General features: G+C 36.3%; 18 protein-coding genes. 14 read left to right on the forward strand and 4 right to left on the reverse strand.

The genetic code is table 11. The annotated features are described in order from the left end of the window. Nucleotides 1-3 precede the first annotated feature (3 nt). Nucleotides 4-936 carry a type IX secretion system ring subunit PorN/GldN gene (gene porN, locus BM207_RS01995; protein ID WP_090991875.1) on the forward strand — a complete coding sequence of 311 codons (933 nt, stop codon included), beginning with the start codon at nt 4-6 and terminating at the stop codon, nt 934-936. On the opposite strand, the gene uvrC is transcribed toward porN, so the two are convergent. The 3 genes from uvrC to porW are packed head-to-tail and all read right to left on the reverse strand — an operon-like array spanning nt 933 to nt 7,698. Next, nucleotides 933-2,744 carry an excinuclease ABC subunit UvrC gene (gene uvrC, locus BM207_RS02000; protein WP_090991876.1) on the reverse strand — a complete coding sequence of 604 codons (1,812 nt, stop codon included), beginning with the start codon at nt 2,742-2,744 and terminating at the stop codon, nt 933-935. The two genes, porN and uvrC, sit on opposite strands and share 4 nt — an antisense overlap. 22 nt (nt 2,745-2,766) lie before the next feature. Further along, complete coding sequence (locus tag BM207_RS02005) at nt 2,767-4,992, reverse strand: penicillin-binding protein 1A (RefSeq protein WP_090991877.1); 2,226 nt, start codon at nt 4,990-4,992, stop codon at nt 2,767-2,769. Between the two features lie 6 nt (nt 4,993-4,998). Further along, nucleotides 4,999-7,698, reverse strand: coding sequence for a type IX secretion system periplasmic lipoprotein PorW/SprE (gene porW / locus BM207_RS02010; protein ID WP_090992064.1), 2,700 nt, complete (start codon nt 7,696-7,698; stop codon nt 4,999-5,001). 134 nt (nt 7,699-7,832) lie between these two features. On the opposite strand from porW, the gene BM207_RS02015 reads away from it, so the two are divergent. From BM207_RS02015 to BM207_RS02060, 9 genes are all read left to right on the forward strand, one after another. Beyond that, entirely contained in the window at nt 7,833-8,072 is a 240-nt protein-coding gene (locus BM207_RS02015) for an AtpZ/AtpI family protein (protein ID WP_090991878.1), read from the forward strand. 456 nt (nt 8,073-8,528) lie between these two features. Further along, nucleotides 8,529-9,689: a F0F1 ATP synthase subunit A gene (gene atpB / locus BM207_RS02025; RefSeq protein WP_090991880.1), complete on the forward strand. Its 1,161-nt coding sequence runs from the start codon at nt 8,529-8,531 to the stop codon at nt 9,687-9,689. A gap of 37 nt (nt 9,690-9,726) precedes the next feature. Then, the gene (gene atpE, locus BM207_RS02030) at nt 9,727-9,942 is read left to right on the forward strand and encodes an ATP synthase F0 subunit C (protein WP_090991881.1); all 216 of its coding nucleotides are present in this window, start codon (nt 9,727-9,729) and stop codon (nt 9,940-9,942) included. 72 nt (nt 9,943-10,014) lie between these two features. Beyond that, complete coding sequence (gene atpF, locus BM207_RS02035) at nt 10,015-10,509, forward strand: F0F1 ATP synthase subunit B (protein WP_090991882.1); 495 nt, start codon at nt 10,015-10,017, stop codon at nt 10,507-10,509. A gap of 107 nt (nt 10,510-10,616) precedes the next feature. Next, on the forward strand, nt 10,617-11,153 hold the full coding sequence (gene atpH / locus BM207_RS02040; protein WP_090991883.1) for an ATP synthase F1 subunit delta: 537 nt from the start codon (nt 10,617-10,619) through the stop codon (nt 11,151-11,153). Nucleotides 11,154-11,192: 39 nt separating this feature from the next. After that, a complete protein-coding gene (gene atpA, locus BM207_RS02045; RefSeq protein ID WP_090991884.1) occupies nt 11,193-12,764 on the forward strand; it encodes a F0F1 ATP synthase subunit alpha in 1,572 nt (523 codons plus the stop codon). Between the two features lie 43 nt (nt 12,765-12,807). After that, a complete protein-coding gene (atpG, locus tag BM207_RS02050; protein ID WP_090991885.1) occupies nt 12,808-13,689 on the forward strand; it encodes an ATP synthase F1 subunit gamma in 882 nt (293 codons plus the stop codon). A gap of 68 nt (nt 13,690-13,757) precedes the next feature. Further along, nucleotides 13,758-14,540, forward strand: coding sequence for a 5'-nucleotidase, lipoprotein e(P4) family (locus BM207_RS02055; RefSeq protein WP_090991886.1), 783 nt, complete (start codon nt 13,758-13,760; stop codon nt 14,538-14,540). A gap of 98 nt (nt 14,541-14,638) precedes the next feature. Further along, nucleotides 14,639-14,854 carry a hypothetical protein gene (locus tag BM207_RS02060; RefSeq protein WP_090991887.1) on the forward strand — a complete coding sequence of 72 codons (216 nt, stop codon included), beginning with the start codon at nt 14,639-14,641 and terminating at the stop codon, nt 14,852-14,854. A 65-nt stretch (nt 14,855-14,919) separates the two neighbouring features. On the opposite strand, the gene ruvC is transcribed toward BM207_RS02060, so the two are convergent. Then, nucleotides 14,920-15,486, reverse strand: a complete 567-nt coding sequence (ruvC, locus tag BM207_RS02065) for a crossover junction endodeoxyribonuclease RuvC (RefSeq protein WP_090991888.1) — start codon at nt 15,484-15,486, stop codon at nt 14,920-14,922. Between the two features lie 42 nt (nt 15,487-15,528). Between ruvC and BM207_RS02070 the strand changes: the two genes are divergently transcribed. From BM207_RS02070 to BM207_RS02085, 4 genes are all read left to right on the forward strand, one after another. After that, entirely contained in the window at nt 15,529-16,506 is a 978-nt protein-coding gene (locus tag BM207_RS02070; RefSeq protein ID WP_090991889.1) for a lysylphosphatidylglycerol synthase domain-containing protein, read from the forward strand. Beyond that, nucleotides 16,484-17,620: a glycosyltransferase family 2 protein gene (locus BM207_RS02075; protein WP_090991890.1), complete on the forward strand. Its 1,137-nt coding sequence runs from the start codon at nt 16,484-16,486 to the stop codon at nt 17,618-17,620. The genes BM207_RS02070 and BM207_RS02075 overlap by 23 nt, the downstream gene beginning before the upstream one ends. A 7-nt stretch (nt 17,621-17,627) precedes the next feature. Continuing rightward, nucleotides 17,628-18,764: an ABC transporter permease gene (locus tag BM207_RS02080; RefSeq protein WP_090991891.1), complete on the forward strand. Its 1,137-nt coding sequence runs from the start codon at nt 17,628-17,630 to the stop codon at nt 18,762-18,764. A gap of 559 nt (nt 18,765-19,323) precedes the next feature. Further along, nucleotides 19,324-19,998, forward strand: a complete 675-nt coding sequence (locus BM207_RS02085; protein WP_090991892.1) for a hypothetical protein — start codon at nt 19,324-19,326, stop codon at nt 19,996-19,998. The last annotated feature ends 375 nt before the right edge of the window (nt 19,999-20,373 follow it).

The following is a 20,373-nucleotide window of genomic DNA, read 5'->3' on the forward strand; positions in this document are numbered from 1 at the left end:
ATTATGAAAAGATTGCTTTTTTTGGCCATATTTATTTTTACCACAGTGTTCGCGTTTGCACAAACACAAGGCGCCATAACACCTCCAGTTGTCGATAAAAAGGACACTCCAAAAAAGAAACTTATTCCTAAAAAGGATGGATATCTTTCTAAGGAAGTTACTGAAGCGGATACGGTGGTCCCTTATTCTGTTATTAAGGATGAAGATAAAGCTTTTGTAAAGAGGGTTTGGAGAGAAATAGATCTACGTGATCGGGGCAATTCAATACTTGCTTCCCCTAAAGTAAATTTACTAGGCGTAATTTATACGGCACTAAATAATGGCGAATTAGACATGTATGCGCCAGACGACGAAGATTTTAAAGGGCAGCCCTTAAATTCCTCAAGAGGAAATAGCACTACTGCAGGAACGGGTTCGGCTGCTGATACCGCTTTTTTAGGCCTTAATCAAAATACAAATGAATTAAACAGAGCAGACAATGAGTTTTTTGCCGCTAGTTACTCGATCATAAGAATTAAGGAAGACTGGGTATTAGACATTAAAAGAGGGATTTTTGAACCCCGGATTGTTGGTATTGCTCCGGTAAGAATAGACGTTAAAACACCTGTTGATAACAATGGGGTGCCTTTGGTGGATCCCGTTACAAACACGGTGAGAGGGGATACATTGAAATCTGTTGCAGGGTGGTTTTATTTCGATGACCTGAGAGAAATTTTAGTAAAAACCAAGATTGCTAACAATGGCAATGATAACTCGGGTATTAACTTTGATGATGTGTTTGTAAGAAGATTATTTTATAGCAATATTACAAAATGGTCTAACGCAGCAGATAACAGAATTGCGGATTATATAGCTAACTCAAAGGATAGATTAATCGAATCAGAAAGAATAAAGAAATGGTTATCTGATTTTGAACAGGGACTTTGGGAGTATTAAACCTCGTAAGTCTTGCTAAAATATTCAGTTAAGGCTTGGATCTGCTTTTTGTTTAATAAGGTAACCAGCTCTTCTTCTTTAGCTTCTTTAATCCGCTTTACCGACTTAAATTTGACCAATAACTTATCGGCTGTTGCTTTGCCAATGCCCGCTATTTGCTCAAGCTCTGTTTTTAGCGTTCCCTGGTCTCTTTTTTTCCGGTGAAAAGTAATTCCAAAACGGTGTGCCTCGTCCCTTAGCTGCTGAATGATTTTAAGCGTTTCGGATTTTTTATCGAGGTATAACGGCAGGCTATCACCTGGGTAATATAGTTCTTCCAACCGTTTAGCTATACCGATTACAGTCACTTTTTTATCTATACCTAATTTCTTTAAACTAATTAAGGCAGATGATAACTGACCTTTTCCCCCATCGATGATAATCAACTGCGGTAGAGGTTCATTTTCGTCGAGCATTCTTCGATAACGTCTATAAACGGCTTCTTCCATTGTCGCAAAATCATTCGGTCCTTCAACTGTTTTTACGTTAAAATGCCGATAGTCTTTTTTACTGGGCTTGGCATCTTTAAATACTACAATAGCCGAAACGGGATACTTGCCTTGAAAATTCGAATTGTCAAAACACTCTATATGTTGGGGAAGTTGAGTTAAACGCAAATCATTTTTCATCTGACTTAAAATGCGATCAGTACGGAGATCGGGATTAAGTTTTTCGTATTGGTTTAATTTCTCTCTCCTGAAAAATAATACGTTTTTCTCCGAAAGCTCTAACAGCTTTTTCTTTTCACCCAGTTTAGGGACTATGAGTTTTAAATTTGCATCGCTTAAGCTAATCGGGAATGGAACAATAATTTCTTTGGAAGTACTATTAAATTTCGTTCTAAATTCTGTAATTGCGATGGTTAATAGCTCTTCATCGGTTTCATCCAAGCGCTTTTTGATTTCAATGGTCTGCGTCTGGATGATACTGCCATTCATCACTTTTAAGTAGTTCACAAAAGCATATCTCTCATCCGATGCAATACTCACCACATCGATATTGGTAATTGCACTGTTTACCACAGTAGATTTGCTTTGATATTTTTCTAAAAAGGCTAATTTCTTTTGATAAGAATGAGCCAACTCGAAATTTAGTTGATCTGAGGCAACTTTTATGACTTGTTTTACACTTCTAATTACATTGCCAATTTTTCCGTTTAAAATGTCTTTGATCTCTTCAATATTTTGATCATAGTCTTCTTTACTTTGGTAATGCTGACACGGACCTTTACAATTTCCAATCTGATATTCCAGGCAAACCTTGAACTTGCCTGCATCTATATTTTGCGGTGTTAGAGGCAAATTGCAGGTTCTGAGTGTATAGATTTCCTTAATCAGATCTAAGATGGTATGCATCATTCCTACTGAGGCATAAGGGCCGAAATAGGTTGATCCATCTTTAACCATTTTACGGGTCCAATATATGCGAGGGAATGCTTCTCTTTTAATGATAATCCACGGATAAGTTTTATCATCCTTCAGCATAATATTATACTTTGGCTGATGTTTCTTGATCAAGCTGTTTTCTAACAGCCATGCATCTATTTCAGTGTCTACAATAGTAAAACTTATCCTGCGGATTTTGGATACCAGGACCTTGGTTTTTCCATTGAATTGATTTTTATCCTGATTAAAATAAGACCCGACACGATTGCGCAGGTCTTTTGCCTTGCCAATATAAATGAGCAAGTCATCTGAATCATAATACTGGTAAACTCCGGGCTTATGTGGAACATCTACCAATGCCTTTTTATAATCGAAAGCACTCATAAACGAGGAATTACAAGATTAGTTAAAAGCCTAATTTTTTATCGAGCTCAGTTTGTTCCTGTTCAGAAGGGGGGGCATATTGATCACAGTCAACGACAATATTCAGCCCATCTTTTGGGGGTTCGAAGTCAGCCTTACTTACTTTTAATTTGGGATTTGCGTATACCCGTTTCATAAAGCCTGCAAAGATTGGTAATGCCGAATTCGCTCCCTCCCCATCTCTTGTACTTGTAAAGTGAAACGCTCGATCTTCACAGCCTGTCCAAATACCTGCTACAATATCAGGAGATATAGCCATAAACCAACCATCGGAGTTGTTTTGAGTTGTTCCCGTCTTTCCACCAATCGGGGTCTTTATTCCATATTTTCCACTTAACCGCCAGCCTGTACCTCCAGTAATAACCCCTCTTAACATCCTTGTCATTACATATGCAGCCTCTTCGTTCATGGCCAACTTCACAAGTGGCTTACTATCATATAATACTACGCCATTTTTATCTTCAATTCGTGTAATGTAAGTAGGTTGAATCCAAGCGCCCTTATTTGCAAACACACCATATGCCCCTACCATATCATAAATTGAAGCGTCAAAAGAGCCTAAACAGATAGAGGGTACAGCTGGAACGTCGGAAGTGATTCCCATTTTTTTGATTTCATTTACTACGGCAGTAGGGCCTACTTCATTCATTAGGTAGGCAGCAATATAATTTTGGGAATAAGCTAAACCTTTTTGTAAGGTTATTGGTCCGGGTATGGTGCCCGATGATCGTGGAGTCCAATCTTCACTTCCCGGATTTTTAATGGTAACCGGAACATTCGGTACGGGTTGGCAAGGGGAGTAGCCGTTTTCTATAGCAACAGCATAAGTAAAAGGTTTTGCAGTTGAGCCAACTTGTCTGGTTCCCATTTTAACTTGGTCATACTTAAAATGTTCGTAATTAATACCGCCCACCCAAGCTTTGATATAGCCCGTTTTAGGATCCATTGCCATCATCGCATTACGCAGTAGTAGTTTATAGTATTTTACGGAATCGATAGGTTTCATCAAAGTATCAATATTCCCTTTCCAGCTAAAAATGCTCAGATTTGTGGGAGTATTAAAATCTGCTGTAATCTCTTCTTCAGACTTTCCTTCTAGGATTAAAGATTTGTACCGATCTGACCTTTTTATCCCTTGTTGGATCTGCATTTCCATTCCTTTAAATGGATTTCGGCCTTTCCAGCTATTGCTAAATTGTTTCTGAAGAATTTTCATATACTCTTTTTGCGCCTCTTCCGCATAAACTTGCATATCGTAATTAACGGTCGTAATGATTTTTAAACCATCTCTATCTAGATCATAAGGCACCCCATTTTTGGTGATCGACCGCTCTTCTAAGATCTTTTTCACTTCAGATTTCACGATTGCTCTAAAGTAAGGGGCAATCCCATCATTAGAGGTGGCGGCATTGAAGTGCAGGTTAAGCGGTTTTTCTTTAAATAGGTCAAACTCCTGCTGACTTAAAAAATTTTCTTTCACCATAAGGGCCATAATGGTATTCCGTCTGCCCATTGATCTTTCCGGATTTCGTGTTGGGGAATAGCGTGTGATCCCTCTTAATATTCCTACTAATGTGGCCGCTTGCGGAACCGTTAACTTGTCGGCCGTTGTATTGAAATATACTCGTGCTGCCGATTTAATTCCATATGCCTGGTTTCCAAAATCAACCGTGTTTAAGTACATGGTAATGATTTCTTCTTTGGTATAGTTGCGTTCTAGTTTAACCGCGATTACCCACTCCTGAAATTTTTGTATAATTCTTTTTAAGTAATTTTTTTGGCGTCCTTCTTCTGAAAACAAGTTCAACGCCAACTGTTGTGTGATGGTACTTCCTCCTTGCTTTTTACCCATCATGGCATAAGCAAAAATGGTAAATGTACGTTTAAAATCTATTCCGGAATGCGATTTGAAACGGATATCTTCCGTCGCGATTAACGCATTAATTACATTTGGTGAGATTTGAGCATAACCTACATTCGACCTGTTTTTAACGAAATAAGTCCCTAATACTTTCCCATCTTCCGAAATAACTTCGGTAGCCTCGTTGCTCTTTGGGTTTTCGATGGCTCTAAATGAAGGGATTTCACCAAATAAGCCGAAACCTATGCAAACTATAAATAGGGCAAAAAGTATTAATCCCCCGAATAGAAGTTTCCATATACGACGATTGTATTTTTTAGTTAATTCCGGGCTTAACGGTTTAGTCATATTGTATTAATAATTAGTTTTAAAAAATTCAAGGTAGCGGTTTAAAGTTGTCCTGTCCTTAATTTTATCAAAATTTTCTTTACTTATAAAGAAGTTGTTGTAAATATTGGCTGGCACTTTCATTATCTTTGGTAATTGCTTTTTAATTTCCTCACTGTATTCGGCGACCTCACTTAAACTATTGAAATTGCCTACATAAATGATTTGGTCTTCTGCTAAGTCAATGAGTTGATGTTTTAGATTTTCACCAGCGTAGTTACCGCGATTAAATTGGCCAATCCCGAACCGTGATGAACTTACGCTATGTTCCATGCTACCTACACTTACAATGAAATAATAAGTTGTTGATGCGGCAGTGCTAAACAGACCATCGCTTTTAATATTGTTAACTATCCTCGTACTATCATTCGCTATCGGGGTAATTGGTGGGGTTGGGCTATTTGGCTGGGTAATGGGAGCATTCGCTACAGGTGGTGTTTGTACAGGCGTTCCAGCTATGGGATTTACTTTCTGCGCCACAAATTTTTGCTCTGCTTCATCAAAGTCCAACAGAGCGATTTTTCTCTGTTTAAAAACATCCAGGTTAGCATTAATATAGTCCAAGTGCGCGTTTATTAAGGGTCTTATTAATGAATCTGTAGGATATTGTGTGTTGATTTTTTCAAATGCGTTAAGCAGGCTATCTAAATTTGCTGTCTTGCCGATTGAAATAGCCTTTAAATAATCATATTGTATTTGTAATGAGTTTCCTGGGAATCGTTGATTTACTTCGTTGACGCCGGCGATTACGGTAGCATATTCTTTTTTTTCGTAATTGCTAAAGATGTTATTGTAAATTTTGTTAATTTCCAGATCTAAGGCGCTCTGTTTAATACTATATGAGGGGTCTAAAATAGTTTTTGCATAGGTTGATGTCGGATAATCCGTTAAGACCAAATTCTTATAGTAATCCGACTTAGTCTGGTCTATCCCTTTATAACCTAAATATAAGCTATAGTAAGTCGCCTCTAGGTGATTGTTTTTAGGAAATCTACTGAGTAAGGTTTCGTACACTTTAACAGCTTCTTTTTGATCCTCTAAAACCTGTTGGTAAAATCCTGCAATCTCAAAGTAGGCATTTATTATTTCTTGGTTAGATCTTTTCAACTGCTCGCTGGTTAATGGTAATGAAGCGGTATAAGCCTTTATTTGGGCAGCGGTATCTGGTTTTTCAGTAATGCCAAGAGCGCCGTTGCCATTACTGCCATTTGCTATTCCATTTGCGATATTTTGCTGATTTAGTTGTGATGATGATTTGATGCTTTGTCTCCAGTTGTCGCCCAAGGTACGATTGCCCCAGCGCTTTTTAAAATCGCTAAAACCTCTACTAATAGCGATCGGACTTCCAAAATAAAACGTGTTGCCTTGTTTATTGTTAGTTGAACCTATGTTTAATATTTGCCTTGGGCTTGTGGTATTCACATCATCAGCCACTAGTTGAGGTTTTGGCTCAAATAGCTGAGCAATTTTTTTTGTCCGCTGTGGCTCGGTTAGTTTTGCAATAAACTGCAATGTATCTTGTGCACTGATAATCTCATAGCGATTGCTAAGATATTCCAGATTTTGAGACTTCTTTAAAATTTGCTCGTAATTCGGATAATTTTTTGGAAGTGTATTGATGGCGCTATCATAATAAAGTTTTGCGGCAATGTAATCCTTCGTGTTCTTAAAATTAAGATCGGCTATTTTAAGGTAGGATAATCCTTTTTGATTTGAATTAGTTGTGCTCTCTTTAATCGATAATAAATAGAATTCTGTAGCTTTTTGATAGTCGGCATCACTATAATAATCTTCAGCGACCTCATAATAGATCTGGTCTGTATAATCAAGATTCTTATCATCCTTAATTAATTTCAATAGTTGTGCTTTTCGATTAGAAGTTTGTTGGTTTAGCAAGTCATTAATTCTGATTTTGCTCAACCGGGCATTAAAATACATTTCAAAGGGAGCATTACTGTGTTCAACTTTAGTATAATTTTTTAAACTCTCTTCATAATTTTTGTCGTACTCATATAGCTGACCTAGAATATAAGGCCATCGTGTGCGACTTAACATGTGGCTTGATTCTTTAATGGCTCTTTCCAGATATTCGATCGCTTTTTTATAATCTTGACGATTAATGCTCATTTGCGCAAGAGTGGCAAGCGGTTCCCCTTTTTCACGTTTTACCGAATCAAGTGTAACTATTACAGAGTCTAGTAATCGCATGGCCATCATTTCATTATTTAGCTGCATGTAAGTTCTGGCTTTCCAGTTTAATGCATTTAGATAGGTGCGTTTATCTTTTTTGTAAGCTCTTTCTACATAATCAAAATATTCTGCAGCGTTATAATAATTTCCATTGTAGAAATTGGTTTTACCTAAAAGAATATAAGCCTCATCAATGTAATTACTAAAATTTTTTTCCTGTATAATAGTTTGAGCTTTTAAAGCAATATCTGCTAACTCCTGACTTTGGCCAGGGCCGCCAGTTAAATAATCTATGGATGGTGGAGCGATGTTTACGCTTAAGATTTGTTCATAATTATCCTTATAAGTTTGGGAAAGACCTTCTTGATAATCATTAAGTAAAACATTTGCGTTATATATATAGTTATATCGTGCGGATAGATTTTGAAGACGCCTATTTGCTACAGTATCCTTTTGGGTAGAACAAGCCCATAGCATAGCAATTGCTAGGAAGGTTAAAATTAGACAAGCGCTGGTTTTAATGGGGCTATTCAAAAATTTAAATTGAGTGTATAAAACAATATAACAAAATGTAAGCAAAAATATTATATTTTTAATCAATCTTAGCAATTATGACAGATCAAGAAAAAGACGACGTTGGAAAACAGGCGAATAATTTTGCTAAATATACGGGTATGGCTTTTCAAATGTTAGCCACAATCGGCCTCTTTACATTTATTGGTTATAAAATTGACGAACGTCAGCCGCACAATAAGGCTATTTATGCGGCCTTGTTTGGTTTTCTAGGAGTTGTTGTTTCTTTGTATTGGGTAATACGCTCATTAACTAAAAAGAGAAACTTAAATAAGTAGGTTAACAATATATACCCGCTTTATTGTACCTTTGTAGAAAATTATCGATATCTTGAATTTAAGACGTTTTATCTTTTTTTATTTCTTATTTACATTTTTAGTTGCAGGAATTGCCATTGCCTTACCTTATCTTTTTCCTGATACGCTCTTATTGATTGATAAATTCTGGGTTGTTTTCTCTTTTGTAGTTGGAATAACTTTTATAGCTTATTTGGTGGCTTATTTTGGTATTAAAAGAAAGCCTGAAATGGGGGTCATGGCTATCATGGCATCGGTTGGATTAAAGATGTTATTTTCGATGGCTTTTATACTCGTTTACGTGCTCTATACACCCGTAAACCGCATACTTTTTGTGTTCAATTTTTTTTCTTTATATTTCTTATTTAGCGGCTTTGAAATTTACGCTTTGTTGTGTAACTTGCGCCACTCAATAAAAAAGTAAAAAACATACAGTAAATGCACTTCAGTCATATTTTTAAATCAAAAAAAATTGCACAAAGCACTGCTTTTGCGCTTTTTTTAGCATTTTTTAGTCTAAATGTTTCTGCACATCCAGCTTCAGAAGCCCCAGTTTCGACAGAAAATCATGCAACAGCTGCTGCAGACGGAGCCAAAGAAGAGAAGTTTGATATTACTGGTTTTATTTTACATCACATTGCTGATGCACATAGTTTCCATGTTCTTGGAGAAGGTGAGGGTTCAATTAGTATTCCGCTTCCAGTAATTTTATGGACGGATAATGGTTTAGTTACGTTTATGTCCAGTGAATTCCATCATGACGATCAAGGGAAGCATATAGTTGAAAGGAATGGTCAGCGTTTCGTTAACTATCACGAAAAAATTTATGTAGCGTCTGCAACTCCAAATGCCCACGGCGAATATGTGGATGTGGATGCAAAGCATAAGGTGGCGAATGTAATGCCATTGGATTTTTCGATTACGAAGAATGTTTTTACTTTAATTTTTTCCGCAGTCGTATTAATCATTGTTTTTGTGCGTGTTGCAAATGCTTATGCTAAGCGCAAAGGTAAATCTCCAAAAGGCTTCCAGTCATTAATTGAGCCAGTTATTTTGTTTATCAGAGATGATATTGCTATTCCTAATTTGGGCGCTAAGTATGAAGGTTATATGCCGTATTTATTAACCATATTCTTCTTTATTTGGTTTAATAATATATTGGGGATGGTGCCTATTTTTCCTGGGGGTGCAAACTTAACAGGTAATATCAACCTTACGCTAGTATTATCTGTCATTACATTTTTGATAACAAACGTGAAAGCGAATGGTCATTATTGGAAACATATTTTTTGGATGCCAGGTGTTCCTGTTCCAATGAAGATATTTTTAGCTCCATTGGAATTAATGGGCATTTTCACTAAGCCTATTGCTTTGATGATACGTTTGTTTGCGAACATTACTGCTGGTCATATTTTGGTATTAGCTTTATTATGTTTAATCTTTGTGTTTAAATCTGCTTTTATTGCGCCAGTTTCCGTGGTATTCGTAGTGTTTATTAGCATGATTGAATTATTAGTAGGTTTTATACAGGCCTTTATATTTACGGTTTTAACCGCATTATTTATTGGTCTGGCTGTGCAGGAGCATGGCGAACATTAATTAGAAACAATATTGTTTACATATAAATTAAATTAAAATGGTAGTAGGAAGTATTGCTGCAATTGGTGCAGGTTTAGCTGCAGTTGGTGCAGGTATTGGTATCGGTAAAATTGGTGGTTCAGCTTTAGAAAGCGTTGCTCGTCAACCAGAAGCTGCATCTAAAATTCAAACAATGATGTTAATTGCTGCAGCGTTTGTTGAAGCGGTTGCATTATTTGCGGTTGTTGTATCTTTCTTAGGTACAGGCGCTTAAAAAACAAGATTTCGGAGCGGTTGGCTCCGAAATTTTATTGAAATTTTGTAAACAACAATAAAATAATATAAAATGGATTTATTTAGTCCCAGTATTGGTTTAATCGTTTGGAGTGGCGTTGTATTTCTTACATTGCTTTTTATTTTAGCAAAATTTGCTTGGAAGCCAGTAATGGCGGCTATCAAAGAACGTGAGCAATTTATTGACGATGCTTTAAACAAGGCAGAATTGGCTAAACAAGAAATGGCTAGATTAACTGCACAAAACGAAGACTTGATGAAACAAGCTCGTTCTGAGCGCGATGAGATCTTGAAAGAAGCAAAGACGCTGAAGGATAACATCGTTAACGAAGCTAAAACACAGGCTCAAACAGAAGGTGCTAAATTGATTGAAAAGGCTCGTATTGAGATTGAGAATCAAAAGAAAGCAGCTTTAGCTGAATTAAAAGGACAAGTTTCTACTTTGTCTTTAGATATCGCAGAGCGGGTTCTACGTAGTCAATTAGATGATAAAGCAAAACAACAGGATTTGGTAAACAACCTGTTAAAAGATGTGGAATTAAATTAAGTTATAAGTATTACGTTTTAAGTTATAGGTATTTAGGTTTAAGTTTTAGATTTTTAATCGACAACTGAACTTACAACTTACAGCTTACAACTTACAACTAAGAATATATGTCAAGTAAAGCAGCAAGTAGATACGCAAAATCATTAATCGATCTTTCTATAGAGCAAAACGCTTTAGAGGAGTTGAAAAATGATATGGTGCTATTTGAAGATGTTGTTGATAACAACAGTGAATTGGAGGCGATCTTAAAAAACCCTATCGTTCCTTTAGATAAGAAGTCTGGGATTTTGAAGGAGGTTTTTGGCAACAAAGTTCATCATATTACCCAAAGCTTTTTAAAATTGGTTGTGAATAAAGGTAGAGCTGGGATTTTGTTTGAAACATCGAAACAGTTTATTCATCAATACAATTTAATGAAGGGTATTGTAACTGCAGAAGTGACTTCGGCTATTGCATTAACTGATGACAATAGAAAAGAGATCGTAAGTTTAGTAAAAAAAGAACTAGGCGCCAATGAGGTTGTTGTTAAAGAAAAAGTTGACGAGAAATTAATCGGTGGCTTTGTTTTAAAAGTTGGCGATAAGCAATTTGATGCTAGTATTGCTAGCGGTTTAAATAAATTGAAAAGAGAATTTGCACTGTAAAAAGCAAGTAAAAAAAGAATTTAAAAAAACAGAAATATTATGGTAGAGGTAAGACCAGACGAAGTATCGGCAATTATCAGACAACAATTGTCGGGCTTTAAATCAGAAGCTGAGCTTGAAGAAGTTGGTACCGTTTTGCAAGTGGGCGATGGTATTGCTCGTGTTTACGGCTTAACTAAAGTTCAAAGTGGAGAGCTAGTTGAGTTTGCTAATGGATTGCAAGGAATCGTTTTGAACCTTGAAGAAGATAACGTTGGTGTGGTTTTATTGGGGCCAAGCGACGAGATCAAAGAAGGGGACACGATAAAACGTACTAAGAAAATTGCCTCTATTAAAGTTGGTGAAGGTATGTTAGGTCGTGTTGTAAACACGCTTGGTGAGCCTATTGACGGTAAGGGACCAATTTTAGGAGAAACTTATGAGATGCCTTTGGAGCGTAAAGCGCCAGGTGTAATTTATCGTCAGCCAGTTACCGAGCCTTTACAAACAGGTATCAAAGCAATTGATGCAATGATTCCAATTGGCCGTGGTCAGCGTGAGTTGGTTATTGGAGATCGTCAGATTGGTAAAACTGCTGTTTGTATCGATACTATCATCAATCAAAAAGAATTTTACGAGGCAGGAAATCCTGTATTTTGTATATATGTAGCTTGTGGGCAGAAGGCAAGTACTGTGGCAAACGTTGTACGTACTTTAGAAGAAAATGGTGCGATGGCTTATACTGTTGTGGTTGCTGCTTCGGCTGCTGAACCTGCTCCGTTACAGTTTTATGCGCCATTTGCAGGTGCTGCAATTGGTGAGTTTTTCCGCGATACTGGTAGACCAGCTTTAATTGTTTATGATGATCTATCTAAACAAGCAGTTGCTTACCGTGAGGTGTCATTGTTGTTACGTCGCCCACCAGGCCGTGAGGCATATCCAGGTGACGTGTTTTATCTACATAGTCGTTTATTAGAACGTGCTGCGAAAATAAACGCTAACGACGAAATTGCTAAAAACATGAACGATTTACCTGAGTCGCTTAAAGCAATCGTTAAAGGTGGCGGTTCATTAACTGCATTGCCTATTATCGAAACTCAAGCGGGTGATGTTTCTGCGTATATTCCAACTAACGTAATTTCGATTACTGATGGACAGATTTTCTTGGAATCTAATTTATTTAACTCTGGTATCCGTCCTGCAATTAACGTAGGTATCTCGGTATCTCGAGTAGGTGGTAATGCGCAAATTAAATCGATGAAGAAAGTTGCTGGTACTTTAAAATTGGATCAGGCACAATACCGCGAGTTAGAGGCGTTCTCTAAGTTCGGTTCAGATTTAGATGCAGCTACCAAATCCGTATTGGATAAAGGTGCGCGTAACGTAGAGATGTTGAAACAAGCTCAGTTCTCTCCCTTTACGGTAGAGAAACAAGTTGCGATTGTTTATTTGGGTACTAAAAACTTAATGCGTTCTGTTCCAGTAAATAAAGTAAAAGAGTTTGAAGCGGAGTTTTTACAAGCATTAGAATTGCGTCACCCTGAAGCTTTAGCAGCATTAAAAGCTGGTAAATTGGATGATGCTACTGCGGTGTTAGAAACAGTAGCAAAAGAGATCTCAAGTAAATACTAATAGTTATGAGTTACGTAACCCGTAACTCGCAACCCAATATAAGATGGCTAATTTAAAAGAAGTAAGAATTCGTATAGCGTCAGTACAATCTACCCAGCAGATTACCAAAGCCATGAAAATGGTTTCGGCTGCGAAGTTGAAGCGTGCAACTAACGCTATTGTTCAATTACGTCCGTATGCTACTAAACTAAAAGAAATTTTAGGGAATCTTTCAGCAAGTTTAGAAGGGGGTTCTTCTCCATTTATTGAAGAACGCGAGCCTAATAAAGTGTTGATCGTAGTCGTATCATCAAATCGTGGTTTGGCAGGTGCCTTTAACATGAATGTGATTAAAACTGCGAATAATTTAATTGCCGAAAAATATAGCGAACAGCTTAAAAAGGGTAATGTAAGTATCGTTGCGATTGGTAAAAAGTCTCAAGATTTTTATGAGAAGCGCAATTACAAAGTTATTGGAAATAATAATGAAATATATGCAGCGCTTACTTTTGAAAATGTAACAAAAATAACCGAGGCGATTATGACTGGCTTTGAGCAAGGCGAATTTGATAGAGTTGAGGTAGTTTATAATCAGTTTAAAAATGCAGCCGTGCAAATTTTAACGAGCGAACAATTATTGCCGTTACCAAAAGCAGTGGTTAATCTTGAAGCCAAGGCAACAAATGTTGAATACATCCTGGAGCCAAACCAAGAAGAGATTGTTAAGGAACTAATTCCTAAATCGATTAAAACGCAATTATATAAAGCGGTATTGGATTCACACGCTTCTGAGCATGGTGCACGTATGACTTCAATGGATAAAGCGACAGAAAATGCTGGTGATTTATTAAAGGCATTGAAGTTAGCTTATAACCAAGCGCGTCAAGCTGCAATTACTACAGAGTTAACAGAAATTGTAAGTGGTGCAGCAGCACTTAATGGATAAGTTAGCAAAGATTTAAAATATTAACCCTTATCTTAAACGATAAGGGTTTTTTTATGCAACTTTGTCGTATGAAAAGATGCACATTTATTTGGATACTGTTACTGTTGGTCTCCTTCCCAATTGCTAGCTTAGCACAAGCACTAACTCCGGCAAGGGATTTTACAAATGCAGTACTTTGGCAACAAACCAGTGGCGAATATAGGGCGCTCGCTTTTCAAGCCTATAATTTTGCTAGATTATCATTAAAGGAAGCTTTGTGGGAGCAAGCGAATGGTAAACCCAATTGTGTGATTGTAGATGTCGACGAGACGGTATTGGATAACTCCCCTTTTCAGGGACATGAAATTAAAAAAGGTATAAGTTTTTTGCCAGAGGATTGGCATAAATGGACTAGCTTGGCTACTGCTGATACTGTGCCAGGAGCTTTGGCTTTTTTAAAGTTCGCCGCCAGTAAAAAGGTAGAGACTTTTTATGTTACAAATAGGGAGGAAGTTGAGTATACGGCTACTTTAAAGAACCTTCAAAGATTAGGTTTTCCTAACGCTGATGATGCTCATCTATTAGTAAAAACAACTACATCAGATAAAGAAGCACGTCGCCAGAAGGTGTTGGAAAAGTATAATGTACTTTTACTATGCGGAGATAATTTAAGCGATTTTTCTAACGTGTTTTATCGGGAAGGCAAAAATACCAAGGAACAGGTTGATGCGGTTCAGCATTTGTTTGGGGTTAAGTTTATTTTATTGCCCAATCCGATGTATGGCGATTGGGAAAAGCCATTATATAGTGGAGAGAAATTGAGTGAAGGCGATAAAGCTAAGCAGCGATTGGATCGTTTGAAGAGTTATTAGGCCGTAGGGACTCGAGGTATTTTTTTTAAAAAGCCTTAATTTTATGCAATAATTAGCGAATAAATATTAATTTTGTAATCAATAAACTTAAAGAAATCATGGGTCAATCGGAAGAAAGAGAAAAAAGCATGGAAAGTGCAAATAGTACATCAAATTACACACTCATTTTGTGGGGGGTACTTATAGGTATGGTTGGTGTTTATGCACGTTTTGCTTTCGATTCAACTGCGCTTTCTATCGCGTCATGGGTTGTGCTATTCATTGGTTCGGTTGTCGCTTGCAAAGGGGTTTTCAAAATTTTAGACGCAAAATAATTTGCCAGATTTTATATTAAAAGTCTATTTCGCTTATCGGAATGGACTTTTTTATGTAAAAACCTTTAGCCTTTAACTCTTTTCTTATTGTCTTGTGCAAAAGCTTCCCAGCCAGAGTAAGACTTCGAATTACTAGTGGTGGCTATTCGTTGGAATGAATGGCAAACGGCAACTGCTAAACCATCCGTTGCATCTAGAAACTCAGGGGCTTCGTTAAACTTTAATAAGCGCTGCAACATAGCGGCTACCTGCTCTTTACTTGCCGTACCTTTACCGGTAATAGATTGTTTTATCTTGCGGGGTGCGTATTCTGTGACTGAAATATTTCTTGAAAGCGCAGCAGCCATGGCAATTCCCTGAGCCCTGCCTAATTTAAGCATTACTTGTATGTTTTTTCCGTAAAATGGAGCCTCAATGGCTAGGACATCAGGTTTATATGCTTCTATTAAGCCAATGGTTTTTTCAAATATCAGTTGTAGTTTTAAGAAGTGATCATCTAGATGTCCCATTTTAACAATGCCCATGTTAATGAGCTCAATTTTGTTTCCTTTTTCTAAAATTACCCCATAACCCATAATCGCAGTACCCGGGTCGATACCCATAATTATACGTTCCTTTTTTTCAACCAACATACAACAATATTAAGCATATTTGCACATACAAAAAGCAAAAAGTTGACACTTCAATCAAAAAAACTATTTTCTATTTCTCTTAAAATTGCGATTGTGGTTTTTGCATTTTGGTTTATTTATACCAAACTAACATCCAATAACGACCTTAAAAAGTTTATTGCCTTATTGGAAACACTGCCTAAAAGTGAAATTTGGTATGTAGTTTCTTTTGTAATGATTTTAATGCTCCTTAACTGGGGTATGGAAGCCGCTAAATGGAAGCGCCTTATCAAACCAATTGAACCCATTAGCATGTGGAGGGCAATCGAGTCGGTATTCTGCGGATTAACCCTCGCAATTTTTACTCCAAATAGAGTAGGTGAGTACGGAGGCAGGGTTTTCTTTTTATCGCCTAAACGGAGAATAGTTGGAGTAGTTGCAATGGCTGTGGGGAACATAGGACAAATGGTTGTTACAAATGTGTTCGGCGCAATAGCCCTCAGTATATTTATTTTTAAATTTAATCTGCTCGACTATCGTTTGTGTTTAGCGGGTTTCGCCATTGCTGCAATTTTCTGTTTATTTTTTCTCCTCTTTTTCTTTAATATAAAATGGCTTAATACACTCTTACTTTCTATTAAGTACACGCGTAAGTATAAGAAATTCTATATCATTTTAGCGAGATATAAAAAGATAGAGTTGTTTAAAATTTTACTCTTTTGCTTAGCACGATATCTTATCTTTAGTACTGAATATTTTATCATGTTTTATTGGCTGGTGCCAGGGATAAGCTATTTAAATATTTTAATGCTCGTAAGCATTTTGTTCTTTGTTCAATCTTCATTGCCCTCATTAGATTTATTGGATATTGGAATTAGAAGTGTCACTGCATTGTTCTTTTTTAAGTTTGTAACTGATCAAAGCACAGCCGTTGTAGCCTGTATTGCGAGCATTTGGTTCATAAATATTATTATTCCTGCTATCTTAGGTTCTTACTTCGTTTTTAAACTGAATTTCTTTGGAAGCAATAAGCATAGTTAATTATTTATCCATTGCCTTGACACTTGTCTATGTAATTGTTGTCATTACATTTATTAGGGGTTGGCATAGGATAGCTTTGTACAAGAACATTAAAACGACTGCTAAAACAAGGGTGTCGATTTTGGTAGCTGCTAGAAACGAAGAAGCTCATATCGGAAAAACTATCACAGATTTGTTAGCTCAAAACTATCCAACAGAACTCGTTGAAATTATCATTATAAACGATCACTCAACAGATGACACTGCTACTGTTGTAACATCTTTTTCAAACGATGGCGTACTCTTGATTAACCTAAATGAAGACCGCGCATTAAATTCATACAAGAAAAAGGCTATTCAAATTGCAATTGAGCAAGCCGGAGGTGATTTGATTATTACTACTGACGCAGATTGTAGAATGGGGTCGAATTGGCTTAGCACAATCGTAAGTTTTTATGAGGAACATGATTTTAAAATGATTTCTTCGCCAGTAGCCTATTATGAGGAAAAAAATCTCTTTGAAAAATGCCAGACTTTAGAATTTTCTTACTTAATAGGTTTGGGTGCTTCAACAATAGGAAGCAAAAGCCCAAGCACCTGCAATGGCGCTAATCTGGCTTATGAGCGTGAAGCTTTCTATGCTGTAAATGGATTTAAAGGGATTGATGATCTTGCTTCTGGTGATGATGAATTATTATTGCATAAGATAGCGGCAAAGTACGAAAATAAGGTAGGCTTTTTAAAAAACCATGATGCTATTGTTTATACCTATGCTAAGGAAACACTCAGCGCTTTTATTGAACAGCGAAAAAGATGGGCATCAAAAAGCACCCGCTATAAAAATAAAGGAATTGTAATGCTTGGTCTTGCTATTTGGCTATTTAATTTAAGTATTGTCGTAAATGGAGTAGTAGGGATATTTCTTACACCATTTCTTAATGTTTTTGCCTTTCAGCTAAGTATAAAATTGGTTGTTGAAATGTTTTTTTTAATGGGCATTACGAGTTTCTTTAAAAGAAAACAATTGCTAGTTTTACAACCATTAGTCAGCACCCTACATATTGTTTATATGGTGTATATTGGCATTGCTGGTAATTCTGGAAAATACAACTGGAAAGACCGAATGGTAAAATAAAAGGAAAATGAGCATAAACAGTCCCTCAAAAAAAATATGGAATAAATTTAAACGTAATAAATTAGCTTTTGGAGGACTAATTTTCATCTTACTATTAATGCTTATGGGAGTGTTGGGATATTTAATTACGCCAGATCAAACTCCTTACGCCAACACGATGCATCTGCAGCTGAGTAATAAAAAACCATTTAGGACTTTTGATTTCCTCATAATTAGCCAAAACAAGAGTATTAAAAAAGTTAACCTTTTTGAAAAAATGCTTTACGGGCAGGAAGCTAGTATTAAAAGTATCCCGATTACATCTTTTAGGTTTAAAGAAAATCGGGTATTTGTTCGTGAATATATTGGCGACGATGAAATTGCAGAGGAAACCTCTTATCAATTAAAGGATTTATGCAACTCTTGTGTGCTAAATAGCGATGCTCGATTAAATTTTGAAAGAAATTATATATATCGGCAAACTTTTTATCTAGGAACTGATATGTATGGTAGAGATTTGCTGAGCAGACTTATTTTAGGAATTCGCGTATCGCTTTCTGTTGGACTAATGGCTGTTTTAATATCTTTATTTATTGGTGTAAGTTTAGGTTCCATAGCAGGTTATTTTGGTGGTAAAACGGATGCTTTTATTAGCTGGTTTATGAACGTTATTTGGGCTTTGCCTTCACTGTTGCTGGTAATTGCTATCTCTTTTGCACTTGGTAAGGGCTTTTGGCAAATATTCATTGCCGTTGGACTTTCAACTTGGGTTGACGTATCCCGCTTAGTTCGGGGGCAAGTAATGGCCTTAAAAGAAGTTGAATTTGTTGAAGCAGCAAAAGCGCTAGGATTTTCTACAACAAGGACTATTGTTAAGCATATCTTACCAAATATAGCAGGGCCTATTTTAGTGGTTGCTTCTGCAAATTTCGCTTCCGCAATACTATTGGAAACAGGTTTGAGCTTTCTTGGATTTGGCGCCCAGCCTCCGATGCCAAGCTGGGGTAGCATGATTAAAGAGCATTATGCTTATATCATCATGGATGCTGCATATTTAGCGGTGTTGCCAGGCTTAGCCATCATGCTTACTGTTTATGCATTTAATTTGCTTGCGATTGGATTAAGAGATGCATTTGATGTAAAAGGGGGAAATACTAATGTTTAAATCACATGTAAATAAAAAACCTCCCATTCGTTCCAGAGAATAGGAGGTTGCTTCAGAGTTAAATTTCGCTATCGCTAGCGATATATCTCATTAAACGATTGAAACATAAAAAACGCTACAACTATTTTGAAATATTTTTTGTTAAGAAAAATTACCTGCCTAACTGGTAGGACAGGTAACTAACACCAAATTTTTTATAGGTAGATAGGTGTGATTATTATAGCTTATGAAGAATAGACCTGCAGAACTCAATCTTGAGTTGAATGGAAGTTAAAAAATCCTTAATTTTCTTAAAATGTCTATTCATTGCTGTATTTTCCTTGCTTCTTAATTAATTAAAAACAAATAGTTTCTCGTCATTTATCTTGAAACAAATTTGCAGACTGTTTTGAGATTTTTTATTGTGGTAATAACGAAATTTATACTGGTGTATTAACGGTAAATTTTACCGTTGTTTAACGGATATAGAAATGAGGTTTTAACGACGCTTTTTTCAATGGAGGATAGTTTCTTTGTAAAGTAAAAAGTATATTTAATTAAATTAATCGAAAATAAACTCATGGAAAAGAAATACTTAGTTTTAATAATAGGCATTTTACTGTCTGCGTTTGGAATCTATTCATGTAATTATCCACCGACAAAAAAGGAGAACGACACAGATACAACACATGGTGAAACATTGAAGGGTGGTAGACATGATACAGAACCAAGTAAACTTAGGATGACCTTAATTCAAGAAATGGTGGATAATTATAGGAATACGCAATTAGTTTCCATTGAAGATGCACCCAGAAATGGTGTAAAAGGTGATTCGCATTCTATTTTATTTGATCTTGATACCTTAAAGAAATTTATAAGTGATATTGAAAAGGGTGTAAAACAAGTTCAGCCTAATGCTAACCCGAAACTTGCTATAAGAATGTATTATGCTGCCTATCCTTTAGCCTCAAAGTGGGGAGAGCCGGGTTACGAAAATTTAAGAGATTTGCTTGGTGAGGAAATAACGAAACAATATGAACGAAAGCACACTTTAATTATGATCCCTGTAATTAAGAATAAAAAGGGCGTTTTCGCAGACTTTAATCCCTTCGATAAAAATACCTATCAAGGTTTTCCAAAAAGGCTGAAAACGGGGATGCAACTTTTTAGAGTTTCTACCGATACAACTGAAGTAATGGGTTTAAATCATGGGCAACTTATTCCACCAAAAAGCATTGAAGGGGAAGCCTTTTAAAAACTATGAATGATCTTCAAGTTTTACTAGCTGAAACTTTGATTTGGGTTCAACTTTTCACTGCTTTGATAGCTTTATTTTATTGGACTAAGCTAAGAAATAGTTATTGGAGATGGTTTATTGCGTACCTCTGCATTGTTTTTCTAGTAGAAGCCTTAAGTAAATGGGGTTTAAAAAGTTATCCGAATTTTAAAGTTTACCTATACGATTTTTTCGGAATACCTATTCAGTTCTTGTTTTTTTACTGGCTATATGCTGTCAAGTCGCTAAAAAGTAATAGGTTGTTTTGGATTTGCGTATTGATTTACTGCATTTCATTTTTGCCTTACTTTACTTTATTTGCAAAACAAAATATTGTATATTCTTTAAGTTACA

Origin of the sequence: Pedobacter insulae (genome assembly GCF_900113525.1) — a bacterium.
GTDB classification, from domain to species: domain Bacteria; phylum Bacteroidota; class Bacteroidia; order Sphingobacteriales; family Sphingobacteriaceae; genus Pedobacter; species Pedobacter insulae.

Coding starts and splice junctions, on each gene's coding strand:
- porW (WP_090992064.1), bottom strand. CDS start 7,698: ATGCTATGGGCTTGTTCTACCCAAAAGGATACTGTAGCAAATAGGCGT.
- atpG (WP_090991885.1), top strand. CDS start 12,808: ATGGCTAATTTAAAAGAAGTAAGAATTCGTATAGCGTCAGTACAATCT.
- ruvC (WP_090991888.1), bottom strand. CDS start 15,486: ATGTTGGTTGAAAAAAAGGAACGTATAATTATGGGTATCGACCCGGGT.
- BM207_RS02085 (WP_090991892.1), top strand. CDS start 19,324: ATGGAAAAGAAATACTTAGTTTTAATAATAGGCATTTTACTGTCTGCG.
- BM207_RS02080 (WP_090991891.1), top strand. CDS start 17,628: ATGAGCATAAACAGTCCCTCAAAAAAAATATGGAATAAATTTAAACGT.
- BM207_RS02055 (WP_090991886.1), top strand. CDS start 13,758: ATGAAAAGATGCACATTTATTTGGATACTGTTACTGTTGGTCTCCTTC.
- atpF (WP_090991882.1), top strand. CDS start 10,015: ATGGATTTATTTAGTCCCAGTATTGGTTTAATCGTTTGGAGTGGCGTT.
- atpH (WP_090991883.1), top strand. CDS start 10,617: ATGTCAAGTAAAGCAGCAAGTAGATACGCAAAATCATTAATCGATCTT.
- BM207_RS02005 (WP_090991877.1), bottom strand. CDS start 4,992: ATGACTAAACCGTTAAGCCCGGAATTAACTAAAAAATACAATCGTCGT.
- atpE (WP_090991881.1), top strand. CDS start 9,727: ATGGTAGTAGGAAGTATTGCTGCAATTGGTGCAGGTTTAGCTGCAGTT.
- uvrC (WP_090991876.1), bottom strand. CDS start 2,744: ATGAGTGCTTTCGATTATAAAAAGGCATTGGTAGATGTTCCACATAAG.
- BM207_RS02015 (WP_090991878.1), top strand. CDS start 7,833: ATGACAGATCAAGAAAAAGACGACGTTGGAAAACAGGCGAATAATTTT.
- porN (WP_090991875.1), top strand. CDS start 4: ATGAAAAGATTGCTTTTTTTGGCCATATTTATTTTTACCACAGTGTTC.
- atpB (WP_090991880.1), top strand. CDS start 8,529: ATGCACTTCAGTCATATTTTTAAATCAAAAAAAATTGCACAAAGCACT.
- atpA (WP_090991884.1), top strand. CDS start 11,193: ATGGTAGAGGTAAGACCAGACGAAGTATCGGCAATTATCAGACAACAA.
- BM207_RS02060 (WP_090991887.1), top strand. CDS start 14,639: ATGGGTCAATCGGAAGAAAGAGAAAAAAGCATGGAAAGTGCAAATAGT.